The organism is Variovorax sp. V15 (assembly GCF_041154425.1).
GTDB classification, from domain to species: Bacteria; Pseudomonadota; Gammaproteobacteria; order Burkholderiales; family Burkholderiaceae_C; genus Variovorax; species Variovorax guangxiensis.
On the sequence record NZ_AP028659.1, the window covers coordinates 2,482,467 to 2,495,991 of the forward strand.

General features: G+C 67.7%; 14 protein-coding genes and 2 riboswitches. Of the genes, 3 read left to right on the top strand and 11 right to left on the bottom strand.

All coding sequences use genetic code 11. The features are described from left to right. Nucleotides 1-45: 45 nt before the first annotated feature. A complete protein-coding gene (locus ACAM57_RS11670) occupies nt 46-954 on the top strand; it encodes a DUF3014 domain-containing protein (RefSeq protein WP_369661752.1) in 909 nt (302 codons plus the stop codon). 107 nt (nt 955-1,061) lie between these two features. Then, on the top strand, nt 1,062-1,316 hold the full coding sequence (locus ACAM57_RS11675; RefSeq protein ID WP_126021907.1) for a hypothetical protein: 255 nt from the start codon (nt 1,062-1,064) through the stop codon (nt 1,314-1,316). Nucleotides 1,317-1,350: 34 nt separating this feature from the next. Here ACAM57_RS11675 and gcvP read toward each other — a convergent pair whose 3' ends face one another. The 8 genes from gcvP to ACAM57_RS11715 form a co-directional block, all read right to left on the bottom strand. Next, nucleotides 1,351-4,266: an aminomethyl-transferring glycine dehydrogenase gene (gcvP, locus tag ACAM57_RS11680; protein WP_369661753.1), complete on the bottom strand. Its 2,916-nt coding sequence runs from the start codon at nt 4,264-4,266 to the stop codon at nt 1,351-1,353. Nucleotides 4,267-4,434: 168 nt separating this feature from the next. Beyond that, complete coding sequence (gcvH, locus tag ACAM57_RS11685) at nt 4,435-4,806, bottom strand: glycine cleavage system protein GcvH (protein WP_369661754.1); 372 nt, start codon at nt 4,804-4,806, stop codon at nt 4,435-4,437. Between the two features lie 62 nt (nt 4,807-4,868). Next, a complete protein-coding gene (gene gcvT, locus ACAM57_RS11690; RefSeq protein WP_369661755.1) occupies nt 4,869-6,041 on the bottom strand; it encodes a glycine cleavage system aminomethyltransferase GcvT in 1,173 nt (390 codons plus the stop codon). Nucleotides 6,042-6,086: 45 nt separating this feature from the next. After that, nucleotides 6,087-6,200: riboswitch (glycine riboswitch) on the bottom strand. A 12-nt stretch (nt 6,201-6,212) separates the two neighbouring features. After that, nucleotides 6,213-6,309: riboswitch (glycine riboswitch) on the bottom strand. Nucleotides 6,310-6,329: 20 nt separating this feature from the next. Next, the gene (locus ACAM57_RS11695; RefSeq protein ID WP_369661756.1) at nt 6,330-6,614 is read right to left on the bottom strand and encodes a DUF6506 family protein; all 285 of its coding nucleotides are present in this window, start codon (nt 6,612-6,614) and stop codon (nt 6,330-6,332) included. A 238-nt stretch (nt 6,615-6,852) separates the two neighbouring features. After that, entirely contained in the window at nt 6,853-7,263 is a 411-nt protein-coding gene (locus tag ACAM57_RS11700) for a YkvA family protein (RefSeq protein ID WP_369661757.1), read from the bottom strand. A 49-nt stretch (nt 7,264-7,312) separates the two neighbouring features. Beyond that, nucleotides 7,313-7,861 (bottom strand): hypothetical protein, encoded by a 549-nt coding sequence (locus ACAM57_RS11705; RefSeq protein ID WP_369661758.1) that lies wholly within the window; start codon nt 7,859-7,861, stop codon nt 7,313-7,315. A gap of 113 nt (nt 7,862-7,974) precedes the next feature. Further along, complete coding sequence (locus ACAM57_RS11710) at nt 7,975-8,433, bottom strand: hypothetical protein (protein ID WP_369661759.1); 459 nt, start codon at nt 8,431-8,433, stop codon at nt 7,975-7,977. An 81-nt stretch (nt 8,434-8,514) separates the two neighbouring features. Then, nucleotides 8,515-9,702: an MFS transporter gene (locus ACAM57_RS11715; RefSeq protein ID WP_369661760.1), complete on the bottom strand. Its 1,188-nt coding sequence runs from the start codon at nt 9,700-9,702 to the stop codon at nt 8,515-8,517. Between the two features lie 98 nt (nt 9,703-9,800). Here ACAM57_RS11715 and ACAM57_RS11720 point away from each other — a divergent pair, with 98 nt between their 5' ends. After that, nucleotides 9,801-10,583, top strand: a complete 783-nt coding sequence (locus ACAM57_RS11720; RefSeq protein ID WP_369661761.1) for a helix-turn-helix transcriptional regulator — start codon at nt 9,801-9,803, stop codon at nt 10,581-10,583. Nucleotides 10,584-10,601: 18 nt separating this feature from the next. On the opposite strand, the gene ACAM57_RS11725 is transcribed toward ACAM57_RS11720, so the two are convergent. The 3 genes from ACAM57_RS11725 to ACAM57_RS11735 form a co-directional block, all read right to left on the bottom strand. Continuing rightward, complete coding sequence (locus ACAM57_RS11725; RefSeq protein ID WP_184636902.1) at nt 10,602-11,894, bottom strand: TRAP transporter large permease; 1,293 nt, start codon at nt 11,892-11,894, stop codon at nt 10,602-10,604. An 11-nt stretch (nt 11,895-11,905) separates the two neighbouring features. Next, complete coding sequence (locus ACAM57_RS11730) at nt 11,906-12,418, bottom strand: TRAP transporter small permease (protein ID WP_176666913.1); 513 nt, start codon at nt 12,416-12,418, stop codon at nt 11,906-11,908. 100 nt (nt 12,419-12,518) lie between these two features. Further along, nucleotides 12,519-13,493: a TRAP transporter substrate-binding protein gene (locus ACAM57_RS11735; protein WP_184636904.1), complete on the bottom strand. Its 975-nt coding sequence runs from the start codon at nt 13,491-13,493 to the stop codon at nt 12,519-12,521. Nucleotides 13,494-13,525 lie beyond the last annotated feature (32 nt).

Sequence of the window (13,525 nt, forward strand, 5' to 3'; positions counted from 1 at the left end):
ATAGCCGCTCGCCTTCCTGACACTTCAGCACAAGGAACCGCCCCTATGTCCGACAGCGACACCCGCGACACCCCCGAGTTCAGGCCCCGCCGCGAAACGCCCATAGGAACCATCGTCGTCGGCGTGCTCGTGCTGCTCGCGGCCGCGTTCCTCGGCTGGCGCTGGTACCAGCAACAGCAGCAGGCCCCCGAGGCCACGCCGGTGGCCACGGCCCCGAACGACGGGGCGCCGCCCGCGCCGGCACCCGCGCCCGCACCTCAATCCCAGGAACCGCGAAACCCGATGGACGGGATTGCGGTGCCCGATGCGGGCCTGACCACTGCCACCGACACCGATACACGCGTGATGAAGGCGCTCGTCGACCTGTTCGGCAGCAAGAACGTGGCCGACTTCCTGCAGTTCGACGGCATCGTGCGCCGCTTCGTGGCGACGGTGGACAACCTCGCGCGCGAGCAGGCACCCGCGAGCGCGTGGCCGGTGCAGCAGACCAAACAGCGCTTCATCACCTCGGGGCAGGGCGACAAGCAGGTCATCGCCGCCAACAACGCGGCGCGCTACAACCCCATCGTGCTGTTCGCCGAGTCGGTCGATCCGGCGAAGGCGGCCAAGGCCTATGCGCGGCTCTATCCGCTCTTCCAGAAGGCCTATGAAGAGCTGGGCTATCCGGGGCGCTACTTCAACGACAGGCTCGTCGCCGTGATCGACCACCTGCTGCAGGCGCCCGAGCCCGCCGGCCCGGTGCAGGTACGGCTGGTCGAGGTGAAGGGCGACGTTCCCTCGCAGCGCCCGTGGGTGCGTTACGAGTACGCCGATCCGCAGCTGGAGGCCATGTCGTCGGGCCAGAAGATCATGGTGCGCATGGGCTTGGAGAACGAGCGCAAGGTGAAGGCCGCCATGCGCGCCTTCCGCGAGCAGGTGGCCACGGGCGACGTGGCCAGGAAGAAACAGCCCTGACGCAGCGGGCGTTCTTCCGGCGCCCCGTGTAGGCGCACACCGATTGCATGCCCTGCGGTTGTCGCGGAGGCTTGGTTGCCGAAACCCAAGCTCCGGAGGACAACCGTATGAACCAGATGAGCGTCGACCTCTACCAGAGTGCCACCGATTCGGAGAAATTCCTCGCGCTTCCCGCGGGCACAGACCCCGCCGAACTCATGGGCCCGATGACCTTCGACCGGGACTACGCGCAGATCAAACGTTACCGCGAGGCATTCATGTTCGATCCGTCGGAGGCCTATGCGGGCGTCAATGCCGCGAAGATCGCGGCCGACATCCTCACCGTGAAGTGGGCGACCTACCGCCGCGACCCTTCGTCATAGAAGGACGCGGCTTCCTTTCCTTCGGTCACTTCGCTCAGGCCTCTTCGGCTTCCTCGCTGTACTCGCTCACCGGCACGCAGCTGCAGAACAGGTTGCGGTCGCCGTAGACGTTGTCGACGCGGCCGACCGGCGGCCAGTATTTGGCGCTCTTGAGTTCGGCCAGCGGGAAGGCGCCGAGCTCGCGCGAGTACGGGTGGCTCCACTCGCTGCCCAGCAGGCTCGCGGCCGTGTGCGGCGCGTGCTTGAGCGGGTTGTCTTCCTTCGGCCAGACGCCTTCCTCGATGCGGCGGATCTCGCCGCGGATGGCGATCATCGCGTCGATGAAACGGTCGAGCTCGGCCAGCGGCTCGCTCTCGGTGGGTTCCACCATCAGCGTGCCGGGCACGGGGAAGCTCAGCGTGGGCGCGTGGAAGCCGTAGTCGATCAGGCGCTTGGCTACGTCCTCTGCGGTGACGCCGCTGGTGTCCTTGAGCGGGCGCAGGTCCAGGATGCACTCGTGCGCGACGTGGCCGTTGGGGCTCGCGTACAGCGTCGGGTAGTGGTCCTTCAGGCGCGCGCTGATGTAGTTGGCGCTCAGGATGGCCGTCTCCGTCGCGGCCTGCAGGCCCTTGGCGCCCATCATGCGGCAGTACATCCAGCTGATCGGCAGCACCGCCGCGTTACCCAGCGGCGCTGCCGACACCGCGCCCACGCCGTTCGACGCCACGCCGGCCGTGGCATGGCCCGGCAGGTAGGGCACGAGGTCTTCCACCACGCAGACCGGGCCCACGCCCGGGCCGCCGCCGCCGTGCGGAATGCAGAAGGTCTTGTGCAGGTTCAGGTGGCTCACGTCGCCGCCGAACTCGCCCGGCGCGGCCACGCCGACCAGCGCGTTCATGTTGGCACCGTCGACGTACACACGGCCGCCGTGCGCATGCACCAGCTCGCACAGCTCCTTCACGCGGGTTTCGAACACGCCGTGGGTGCTGGGGTAGGTGATCATCACCGCGGCCAGGTTGGCGCTGTGCTTCTCGCAGGCGCGCTTGAGGTCGTCGAGGTCGACGTTGCCCTGCGCGTCGCAGGCCGTCACCACCACCTGCAGGCCGACCATTTGCGCGCTGGCCGGGTTGGTGCCGTGCGCCGACGACGGGATCAGGCAGATGTTGCGATGCCCCTGGCCCTTGGCCTCGTGGAAGGACTTGATGGCCAGCAGGCCCGCGTACTCGCCCTGCGAGCCGGCGTTGGGCTGCAGGCTGATGCCCGCGTAGCCGGTGGCCTCGCACAGCCAGGCGCGCAACTGGGCGTCGAGCTGGGCGTAGCCCTGCAGCTGGTCGGCTGGCGCGAAGGGGTGGATGTTCGCGAACTCGGGCCAGGTGATGGGGATCATCTCGCTGGTCGCGTTGAGCTTCATGGTGCAGCTGCCCAGCGGGATCATGCTGCGGTCGAGCGCCAGGTCCTTGTCGGACAGGCTGCGGATGTAGCGCAGCATCGCCGTCTCGCTCTTGTGCGTGTTGAACACCGGGTGCGTGAGGAAGGCGCTGCTGCGGCGCAGCTCCTCGGGAATCAGCGGCGTGGTGCTGCCCGAGAGATCGTCGAAGCGCGGCGCCTGCTTGCCGGCGGGCGCGAACAGGCCCCACAGCGTTTCGACATCGCCGCGCGTGCTGGTCTCGTCCAGCGAGATGCCCAGGTGCTGCTGCAGGCGCTGGCGCAGGTTGACGCCGGCCGCGTGCGCGCGTTCGATGATCGCCTGCGTGTCTTCGCCGGTGCGGATGGTCAGCGAGTCGAATGCGGTGGCGTTCACCGGCTCGCGGCCCATCTGCGCGAGGCCCTTGGCCAGCACCGCGGTGAGCGCGGCCACGCGCTGCGCGATGCGCGTGAGGCCGTCGGGCCCGTGGTACACAGCGTACATGCTGGCCACCACGGCCGGCAGCACCTGCGCGGTGCAGATGTTGGAAGTGGCCTTCTCGCGGCGGATGTGCTGCTCGCGCGTCTGCAGCGCGAGGCGGTAGGCGGGCTGGCCGTGCGTGTCGACACTCACGCCCACGAGGCGGCCCGGCAGCGAGCGCTTGAACTCGTCGCGGCAGGCCAGGTAGGCGGCGTGCGGGCCGCCGTTGCAAAGTGGCATGCCGAAGCGCTGCGTGGTGCCGCAGACGATGTCGGCGCCCCATTCGCCGGGGGGCGCAAGCAGCGTCAGCGCCAGCAGGTCGGCCGCGACGATGAAGGCGGCGTCGCACTGGTGAGCGTGGCCCGCGAGCGGGCGCAGGTCGTGCACGTGGCCGGTGGTGGCGGGGTATTGCGCGAGCACGCCGAAGAAGGCGCCGCTCACCATCAGGTGCGGCAGCGTTTCCGACACGGTGCTCACCTTGACCTCGATGCCCAGCGGCGCGGCGCGGGTCTTGATGACTTCGATGGTCTGCGGATGGCAGTCGCCCGACACGAGGAACACGTTGCTCTTGCTCTTCACGCTGCGCTTGGCCAGCGTCATCGCCTCGGCGGCGGCCGTGGCCTCGTCGAGCATCGAGGCGTTGGCGATGGCCATGCCCGTGAGGTCGCACACCATCGTCTGGAAGTTCAGCAGGGCTTCCATGCGGCCCTGCGAGATCTCGGCCTGGTAGGGCGTGTAGGCGGTGTACCAGGCGGGGTTCTCGAGGATGTTGCGCAGGATCACGCCCGGCGTGTGGTTGCCGTAGTAGCCCTGGCCGATGAAGTTGCGGAACACCTTGTTCTTCGACGCCATCGCCTTCAGCTCGGCCAGCGCGTCGGCTTCGGTGACCGGGGCGGGCAGGCGCATCGGCTTCGAGCGGCGGATGGCGGCGGGCACGATGCCCTCGATGAGCTCGGCGCGCGTTTCCGACCCGATCGCCGGCAGCATGCGCGCCTCGTCCGCCGCGTCGATGCCGATGTGGCGGGCAATGAATTCTTCGGCGTTCTCGAGTTCTTGCAGGGTGGGAAGGGCAGCGGGCTTCGACATGGCAGTGCTGTTGATAAGAGCTTGGGGCGGAGGAGCGGGGTCAGAACGCAGAAGTCGCGAAGGTTTCGCAGAGGTCGCAGAAGGAAAACCAAAAGATGATTCGGTTTCTTCTGCGACTTCTGCGTAGTTTTTGTATTCCTTCTGCGTTCGGCTGTCCGATTTCGAGGATCAGGATTCGGCAGCGAACTTGTCGTACGAGGCCGCGTCCAGCAGCGCGTCGAGCTGCGAGGGGTCGCTCAGCTTGACCTTGAAGAACCAGCCGGCGGCCAGCGGGTCGCTGTTGGCGAGCGACGGGTCGGCGCGCAGCTCTTCGTTCACTTCGGTGATTTCGCCCGACACGGGCATGAACACGTCGGCGGCGGCTTTCACCGATTCGACGACGCCGGCGACATCGCCCTGCGCGAAGGTCTTGCCGACTTCGGGCAGGTCGACGAACACCACGTCGCCCAGCGCGTCCTGCGCGTGCACGGTGATGCCGACGGTGGCCGCGTCGCCTTCGGCCGACACCCATTCGTGGTCCTTGGTGTACTTGATGCTCATGGTGGAAAACTCCTCGTGGAAAAAATGGTTCGGGGGTGCAGAGCCTAGCCGTTCAGCCGCGTTCAGCCGCGGTAGTAGCGTGTGGGCACGAAGGGCATGGTCGAGACCTCCATCGGCACCGGCTTGCCGCGCACGATGGCCTGCACGCGCGTGCCCGGCTCTGCGAACGCGGTGGCCACGTAGCCCATGGCGATGCAGCGGTCGGCCGTGGGGCCGAGCAGGCCGCTGGTGACAGTGCCGATGTCCTGGCCCTCGAAAGACTGCAGCACCGTGCCGTCGCGCACCGGAATGCGCTCCAGCGCGACGAGGCCCACGCGTTTGCGCTTCAGCGTGTCGTGGTCGGTGTGGCCGGCCGCGCCGGCGGTGGAGGCGGCGAGCTGCGGGAGCACCTTCGCGGCACCCGGAAAACCGCCTTCGCGCGCGCCGCCCGCGCGGCGCACCTTCTGCATCGCCCAGTTGAGCGAGGCCTCGACGGGCGTGGTGGTGGTGTCGATGTCGTTGCCGTAGAGGCAAAGTCCCGCCTCGAGCCGCAGCGAATTGCGCGCTCCCAGGCCGATAGGCTTGACCTCGGGCTGGGCCAGCAGCAGGCGGGCAAGGCGTTCGGCGTCGGCGGCGGCCACCGAGATCTCGAAGCCGTCTTCGCCGGTGTAGCCGCTGCGGGTGACGAAGGCCGCAATGCCGTCGATCTGCACCGCTCCGCCCGTCATGAACACGAAGCGCTCGACGCCGGGCGACAACCGCGCCAGCGTGGCCGCAGCCTGCGGGCCCTGCAGCGCGAGCAGCGCGTTCTCGGGCAGGGGGCGCACCTCGCAGCGCGAGCCGATCTTCTGCTGGATGTGGGCGATGTCGCCCACCTTGCAGGCGCCGTTGACGATCACGAAGATTGAGCCGTTGCCTTCGTTGAAGAACATCAGGTCGTCGAGGATGCCGCCCTCGTCGTCCAGCAGCAGGCCGTAGCGCTGCTTGCCGGCGGGCAGGTCGATCACGTCGACGGGCATCAGGGTTTCGAAGGCGGCCGCGGCATCGGGGCCGACCAGGCGCAGCTGGCCCATGTGGGAGATGTCGAAGAGGCCGGCCGCGTCGCGCGTGTGCTTGTGCTCGGCCATCAGGCCCGCCGGGTACTGGACCGGCATCGAATAGCCGGCGAAGGGCACCATGCGGGCGCCCAGCTCCAGGTGGAGGTCGTACAGCGGCGTCTTGAGAAGTTCGGTAGCGGGGGCGGAAGAAGCGGCCACGGGGCACTCCAAAGGGGCAGTCGAAATCCATGACGCAAGCCATGGGCCACCCCTGCTGTCCGCTTTACCTGAGAGATTCGCCCCACGATCGGGGTTTGCTCCTTCGGTGGGCCGCTGCTCCTGTTTTGGATGCGGCGGCCTCTCTCCAGCAAGGAAACGCCGGTTTTCACCGGCGCCTCGTCAGTCCTTTTGCCTGAGCGTTCGGGGGAAACAGCCCCCTGCGCCTTCGGCGGCCCCGGCATGCGGGGCTCTCTCCTGACTTTCGAGAGTGTAGTTGATCGGGTATCGCTAGGAGAACAGACGGTGCATCGAGTCGATTGACTCCGGCCCGTACGCGACCACGCCAACGGGCACGGCGTAGTCGATGGCCTCGATGATCTTGCCGGCCCACACGGGGCTGAATCCACCGCAGAGTTCGATGAGCTGCACACCTTCCCGAACCATCTCCTGCGCAACCTGGATACCTTCGGAGGCGGTTGCGACTCCTACGACCTTCATTCGGAACTTGTCTGTTCCCTGATGCTGGACAAATCGGTCTCCCGTCACGATGAATCCGAAACTTGTGAGAGCCATGGGCTTGTTCTCCCTTTATGCATTGATGAGCGTTGAGGCAAGCGGTGCCTCTGGCGGCTGCTTGCTCGGTTCAGCGTACACCTTGCAGCGCTTCGCATCCGCAAGATTCATGACCACCGGTTCCAGATGTCCGATGTACGGTCGGACACGGTGAAGCAATGCCGAAGCCGCTGGCGTCGGCCGGCTTTTCATTCGCAGCGATTCGGCGCGCTCCGCAACGACCATCTTCTCGATGCGCTCAGCGCACCCACAGGTACCACGCCCCTGCGGCGACCGCGATCCAGACGGCCACGACCAGCGCGGCGCCCCAGCGGCTGGTCGGCCTCGAGCCCGAGCTTTGCATCCAGGCATCGGCCCGCTCGCGGCATTCGGCGAGCACGGACGCGGGAATCAGCCGGATCGTGAGCCAGATCAGCCCCGGCAGCAGCAGCACGTCGTCGACGTAGCCCAGCACCGGAATGAAGTCGGGGATCAGGTCGATCGGGCTGAGCGCATAGGCCACCACGAAAACACCCAGCGCCTTCGCATACCAGGGCGTGGAGGCGTGCCGGCAGGCGAACCAGAGGGTGACGCCGTCGCGCTTGAGGCGCCTGGCCCAGCTGCGAAGGCGCTCGGACAACGAGGTGGAGGCGGGAGGCGGGGAATTCACCCGGCGATGGTGTCACAGGCCGTGGCGGCCATCGCCCCGATCGAAGTCCTCAGTGAATCACTTCGGCCGGCGGCAGCAGCCGGTCGATGCGCTCGCGCAGCGACTCGGCGCGCTCCGCGCCCGCGGTCTTCTCGATCTCGGTGAGCATCAGCGCGGCGATGGTCAGCATGGCGTTGCGGTCGCGCGCCTCGCGCAGGGCGTCGCGCATCTGCAGCGCGAACTTCGGGTCGCGGCGCACGAACATGCGCTCGCAGATGTCGAACAGGAACATGCGCGTGGTCGCCAGCGAACGCTTGCCGTCGAAGGTGTCGGCCGAGGTGGCGACCTGGATCGGCTCGGCGGCGGGGATGGGCGAGGGCGCGGGCTGTGCGGGGGGCTCGGCTTCCGCCGCCGCGGCCTTCGTGCCCTGCAGGTAGCCCTTGTCGATCAGCGCCTGGATCGTCCGCTCGGCTTCGTCGCGGTTGGGGAAGAGAGGACTGAAGTCGGTCAGGGAGCGCCGGCCGTCGGCCATCAGCAGCAGGGCGCGTTCGCGCTGGGTGAGCGTGCGCTGTCCGCCCTGGAGTTCGTTGCGCGCCTTGTCGGTCTTGGTGGGAAACATGGCAGCCACAGCTTTGGGGAAACGAAGGCTGCAGCATGGTTGCAAGTGGTGACACCTTCGTGAACCGTTTGGCTTACAGGGCCATTGCGTCCCGCCTCGTCCGGGCGCCTGCATCAGCCGCCCGCGCTCTCCTTGCGGATGAGCCAGCGGCCCTCCACGCGCTGCAGCTCCAGCGTCTTGCGGCTCTTCTCGCGCAGCTTGTCGGCGCTGTAGGTCTGCTGGAAGCTGGCGGTGGCCGCCTGCCCCTTGAGGCTGATGACGAGGCTGTCGATCTCCACGCTGATGGCGGCCTTCTCTTCGATGCGCGTGCGGCGATCGGTCTCCCACGCCTTGCGATCCTGGCCGCGCGGGGGTGTGAAGTCGCTCGCATAGGCGGCAAGGTAGCGGGCCACGTCGCGTGCGGACCATGCGGCGGCCCAGGCGCGCACTGCGGCTTCGACTTCGCGGATGCCTGCTGCGGGATCGGCCGGTGCGGCGGCGGCTGCCGGCGCGACCGTCGTTGCCGGCCCGGCGGCGAAGGCCGCCGGAGCCAGCAGCGCGCTCCCCAGTAGGCAGCTCAGCAATCGATTCATGGCGCGGTGTCCCTCCTTGTCGTTTCGCCGGCCCTTCGGCCCTGCGCCCGATTCTGGCAGCGAACATGCGCCGGGTCGCTGTCAGGCGGCGGCCCCCTCGGCGTCGGCCGGCATCGCCTGTATGGCGCGGTTGCGCAGCCGCAGCGCGAAGACCGTCGCCACGCACAGCACGCAGAGCACTGCCGTCAGCGTCACGCCGAGGCCGCGTGCGTCCGAGAGCATGCCGAAGAGCGGCGATACCAGCCCGCCCACCGAAAGCGCCAGCCCCAGCGCGATGCCGCTGGCCGTGGCCGGGTTGCGCGGCAGATAGTCCTGCGCGAGCGTCACCTGCGCGGCGAAGGGCAGGAACATGCACAGGCCGAAGAGCGCGGTGCAGGCAAGCGCCCATCCTGCGCTCGGGGCGAGCACGATGCCCGCGAGCGAGGGCAGTGCAAGCAGATATCCGGCGCGGATCGTGCCCATGCGCCCGATGCGGTCGCCCAGCCAGCCGCCGATCAGCGTGCCGACGGCGCCCGCCGCCGTGAACATGGTGAGCGCCGCCGCGCCCTGGAAGGCCGAACCTTGCAGGTCGCGCGTGATGCGCAGCGACAGCATCGACATCACCGTGACGTACGGAATAGACCAGCCCACGATGGTCGCCACCAGCAGCCCGAAGGCACGCCAGTCGTTGTGGGGCTTCATCAGGTGGTCGCCGGCCTTGCGGGCCGCTGCTGCGTTGCCCGAGGCCGCCCCGCGCCGCGCGTTCGCGGCGAACCACACCACGCCCATCGCCAGCGCCGGCACGCCCAGCAGGTAGCTGTGCGACAGGCTGCCGCCGCCCACGGCCGTTGCCGCCAGCACCGGCGCGAAAGAGGCGCCGATGGTGCCGCCCACCGAGAACACGCTCATCGCCTTCTGCGAGCCGCCGCCGGCCGCGCGCGCCGCCACCGTGGCCGGTGGGTGGTAGGCCGCGATGCCCAGCCCGCACAGCGCCATCGCGATCCAGGTCAGCAGGTAGCTCTGGCCCAGCCCCGCCAGCACCACGCCCAGCGCGGCGACAAGGAAGCCCGTGGGCACCAGCCAGCTGCGCGGGTGCCGGTCGGCGTACAGCCCGAAGAGGGGCTGCACCACGCTCGACAAGCCCGTGGCCGCCAGCATCAGCCCGCTGACTGCCGTGTAGCTGTAGCCGCGCTCCAGCACCATGAAGGGCAGCAGGGCGGGCACGAGGCCCTGGTAGAGGTCGTTGACGGCATGGGTGCCGGTGAGCAGCCCGAGTCGGCGCTTGTTCATGACGGATGCTTCTTTCGTTTGCGGGAGGAGTGGAAAAAAGCATCGTAGGAAGCCGTGAGAAGATGTTCCTGCTACGAATTGGCAAGCATCGTCGAGAAATGGACAAAGAAATTGATCTCCGGCCGGAGCACGGCGAGTCGACCCCGCGCGCCGTCGCGGTGCTGGCGACCGACCCGGCGGGCGACGCCTTCATTCCGCCGCACACGCACCGGCGCGGCCAGCTCATCCACGCGATCTCGGGCGTGATGCTGGTGAGCGCCGCAGCCGGCAGCTGGGTGGTGCCGACCGGTCGCGGCGTGTGGGTGCCCGGCGGCATGGAGCACCAGATCCGCATGGCGGGCGAGGTGCGCATGCGCACCGTGTTCGTCGAACCCGGCACGCGTGCCGACCTGGGCAGCGAATGCCGTGTGATCCACGTCGGCGCGCTGCTGCGGGAGCTGATCGTCACGGCCGTGTCGCTGCCGCTGGACTACGCGCCGGGCGGCCGCGACGAGCGGGTGATGGAGCTGATCCTCGACGAGATCGAGGCCGCGCCTGCGCTCTCGCTGTACGTGCCGATGCCGCGCCACGCCCGGCTGGCCGCGCTGTGCGAGGAACTGGTGCGCGACCCCTCGCTGCCCGCAACGCTGGACGACTGGGCCTCGCGTCTGCACATGAACACCCGCACGCTCGCGCGCCTGTTCCAGCGCGAGACGGGCATGAACTTCGGCGCGTGGTGCCGGCAGGCGAGGCTGCTGTTGAGCCTGCCCCGGCTGGCGGCGGGTGCGTCGATTCTTGAAGTGGCGCTGGCCCACGGCTACGAGAGCCCGAGCGCCTTCACCGCGATGTTCCGGCGCACGCTGGGCGTGCCGCCGAGCCAGTACCTGCACCGGCCGGGCTGAGCGCCGCAGCTTGCGGCGCTACTTGAACCCTAGCGTGTGCGGCAGCCAGGTGCTCAGCGCCGGCACGAAGGTCAGGATGAGCAGCACCGCGCCGTGCGCCCACAGGAACGGCACCAGTTCCTTCACCAGCGCCGTCATCGGCACCTTCGACACGTTGCAGGTCACGAACAGCAGTCCGCCGACCGGTGGCGTGATCATGCCCAGCGTGAGGTTGAAGATCACGATCATCGCGAAGTGCACCGGGTCGACGCCCAGCTTCACCGCCACCGGCGCGAGGATCGGCGCCAGCACCATCACGCCGGGCAGCGGCTCGATGAAGATGCCGAAGAGCAGCAGGAAGATGTTGACGATGATCAGGAACATCCACGGCGAGAGGTTCATGCCGATGAGCCACTCGGCCATCTGCTGCGGAATGCCCTCGATGGTCAGGATCCACGCGAACGAGGCCGACAGGCCGATGATGATCAGCACCGAGGCCGACAGCAGGGCCGAGCGCGAAAGAATGTCCGGCAGCGCCTTCCATTCGAGCGTGCGGTAGACGAACTTGCCGCACACCAGTGCGTAAAACACCGCCACGACCGAGGCCTCGGTGGGCGTAAACCAGCCCGCGCGCATGCCGCCGAGGATGACCACCGGCAGCAGGATCGCGGGAATCGCCTTCCAGGTCGTGATGAGGATCTCACGCAGCGGCGGTGTCTGCCCGTCCCCCTTGTAGTTGCGTTTCTTCGAGACGTAGAAGTTCACCAGGCACATCGCTACCGCGATCAGGATGCCCGGCAGGATGCCCGCTGCGAACAGCGTGCCGACCGAGACCGTCTCGTCCTGCAGCGCGTAGATGATCATGATGATCGAAGGCGGAATGATCGGCCCCACGATCGCGGTCGAGGCGGTGAGCGCCGCCGCGTAGGAGCGGTCGTAGCCGGCCTTGTCCATCATCTTGATGAGCATCGACCCCGGCCCCGCTGCGTCGGCCAGCGCCGAGCCCGAGATGCCAGAGAAGAAGGTCAGCGACACCACGTTGGTGTAGCCCAGCCCGCCGCGCCGGTGGCCCACGAACTGGCCCGCGAAACGCAGCAGCACCTCGGTGAGCGAGCCGCCGCTCATGAGCTCGGCAGCCAGGATGAAAAAGGGCACCGCCATCAGCGGAAAGCTGTCGATGCCGGTGAAGGTTTCTTTCAGCAGCACCATCAGCGGATAGTTTTCCGCCAGGATCAGCGTGGTGGCGGTGGAAAGGCCCAGCGCGAAGGCCACCGGCACGCCGATGGCCAGGAACACGCAGGCGGAGACGATGAGAACGAGGCTTGCATCCATGGTCGTTCTCCTTACAGCGACGCGCTGGCGTTGGCGTCGAAGTGCGCGTCGGACGCGAACTCGCGGTTCAGCACGTAGCCGCGCACCACCAGCAGCCAGTGCACGACGAGCAGCACGCCGCCGAAGAGCATCGCGCTGTAGATGTAGGCGAACGGAATCTGCGTGACGGCGGTGAGCTGGAACATCGTGCGCTGCATGTAGAGCCAGCCGTACCACACCATGAAGCCGAAGAAGGCGAAGAGCAGCCCCGCCACCACGATGCGCAGCGCTACCGCGGCGCTGCGCGGCAGCGCGTCCTGCAGGTTCTCGACCGCGATGTGCCCGCCGTAGCGCAGCACCGGCCCGGCGCCCAGGAAGGTGAGCCAGATCATCATGTGGCGCGACACCTCTTCCGCCCATTCGAGCGACTGGCTGGTGGTGTAGCGCAGCACGACGTTGGTGAAGATGATGACCGACATGGCGGCCAGCAGAAGAATCAGCGCCCAGCGGTTGGCGGCGAGAAAGTAGCGCTCGAAGGCTTGCACTTTGAGTTGTTCTCTGTTGTTTCGGGAGAGAAGAAAAAACGAAGCGCCCGGCGCACTGTGGCGGACCGGGCGCGTTGCCGGAAGACCGGCTCGGGACGGCTTACTTGACGTCCGTAATCTTCTTGATGTTGTCCGCGCCGAATTCCTTGGCGTAGCTCACGTACGCCGGCTTCAGCGCCTCGCGGAAGGCAGCGCCGTCGACGGTGCGCGTGACCTTCATGCCGTCCTTCTCGAGCTGCGCGATGCCGTTGTTCTCGTCGTCGTTCACCTTCTTGCGCTGGGCGACGGCGGCCTTCTTCGCGGCCTCGGTAAACACCTTCTTGTCGGCGTCCGAGAGCTTGTTCCACACCTTCGGCGACAGCAGCAGGAGCGCCGGCGAATACACGTGGCCCGTGAGCGAGAGGTGCTTCTGCACCTGCGAGAACTTCGAGGCCAGGATCACCGGAATCGGGTTCTCCTGCCCGTCGACAGTGCCCTGCTGCAGCGCGCCGAAGAGCTCGGGGAAGGCCATCGGCGTGGGCAGGATGCCGAAGGTGCGGTAGCCGTCCATGTGCACCTTGTTTTCCATGGTGCGCATCTTCAGGCCGGCCGCGTCGGTGGGCTTGACGATGTCGCGCTTGCTGTTCGTCATGTGGCGGAAGCCGTTCTCCGTCCAGGCCAGCGCGATGATGCCCTTGCTCGGGAACTTGGTCAGGATGTCCTGGCCGATGGGGCCGTCCATCACCTTGCGCGCGTGGTCGTAGTCGCGGAAGAGGAAGGGAATGTCAACAATCTTCACCTCGGGCACGAAGTTGCCCACCGGGCCGGTCGAGGTGTTGACCAGGTCCTGCGTGCCGAGCTGGATGGCCTCGATTTGCTCGCGCTCGCCGCCCAGCGCCGAGTTGGCGAAGTGCTGGCACTTGTAGCGGCCTTGTGTGCCCTTCTCGATCTCGTCGCAGAACACCGTGGAGCCAACGCCGTAGTGCGACTCCTTGGAGGTCGCGTAGCCGATCTTGAGAACGGTGGGTGCCTGGGCGAAGGCGGAAGCGCCCAGGGCGAACGAAAGGCAGGCGGCGGCGATGTGGCCGAGTTTCATGATGTCTCCGGGGGTTGGGGTCAGGTGCGCGT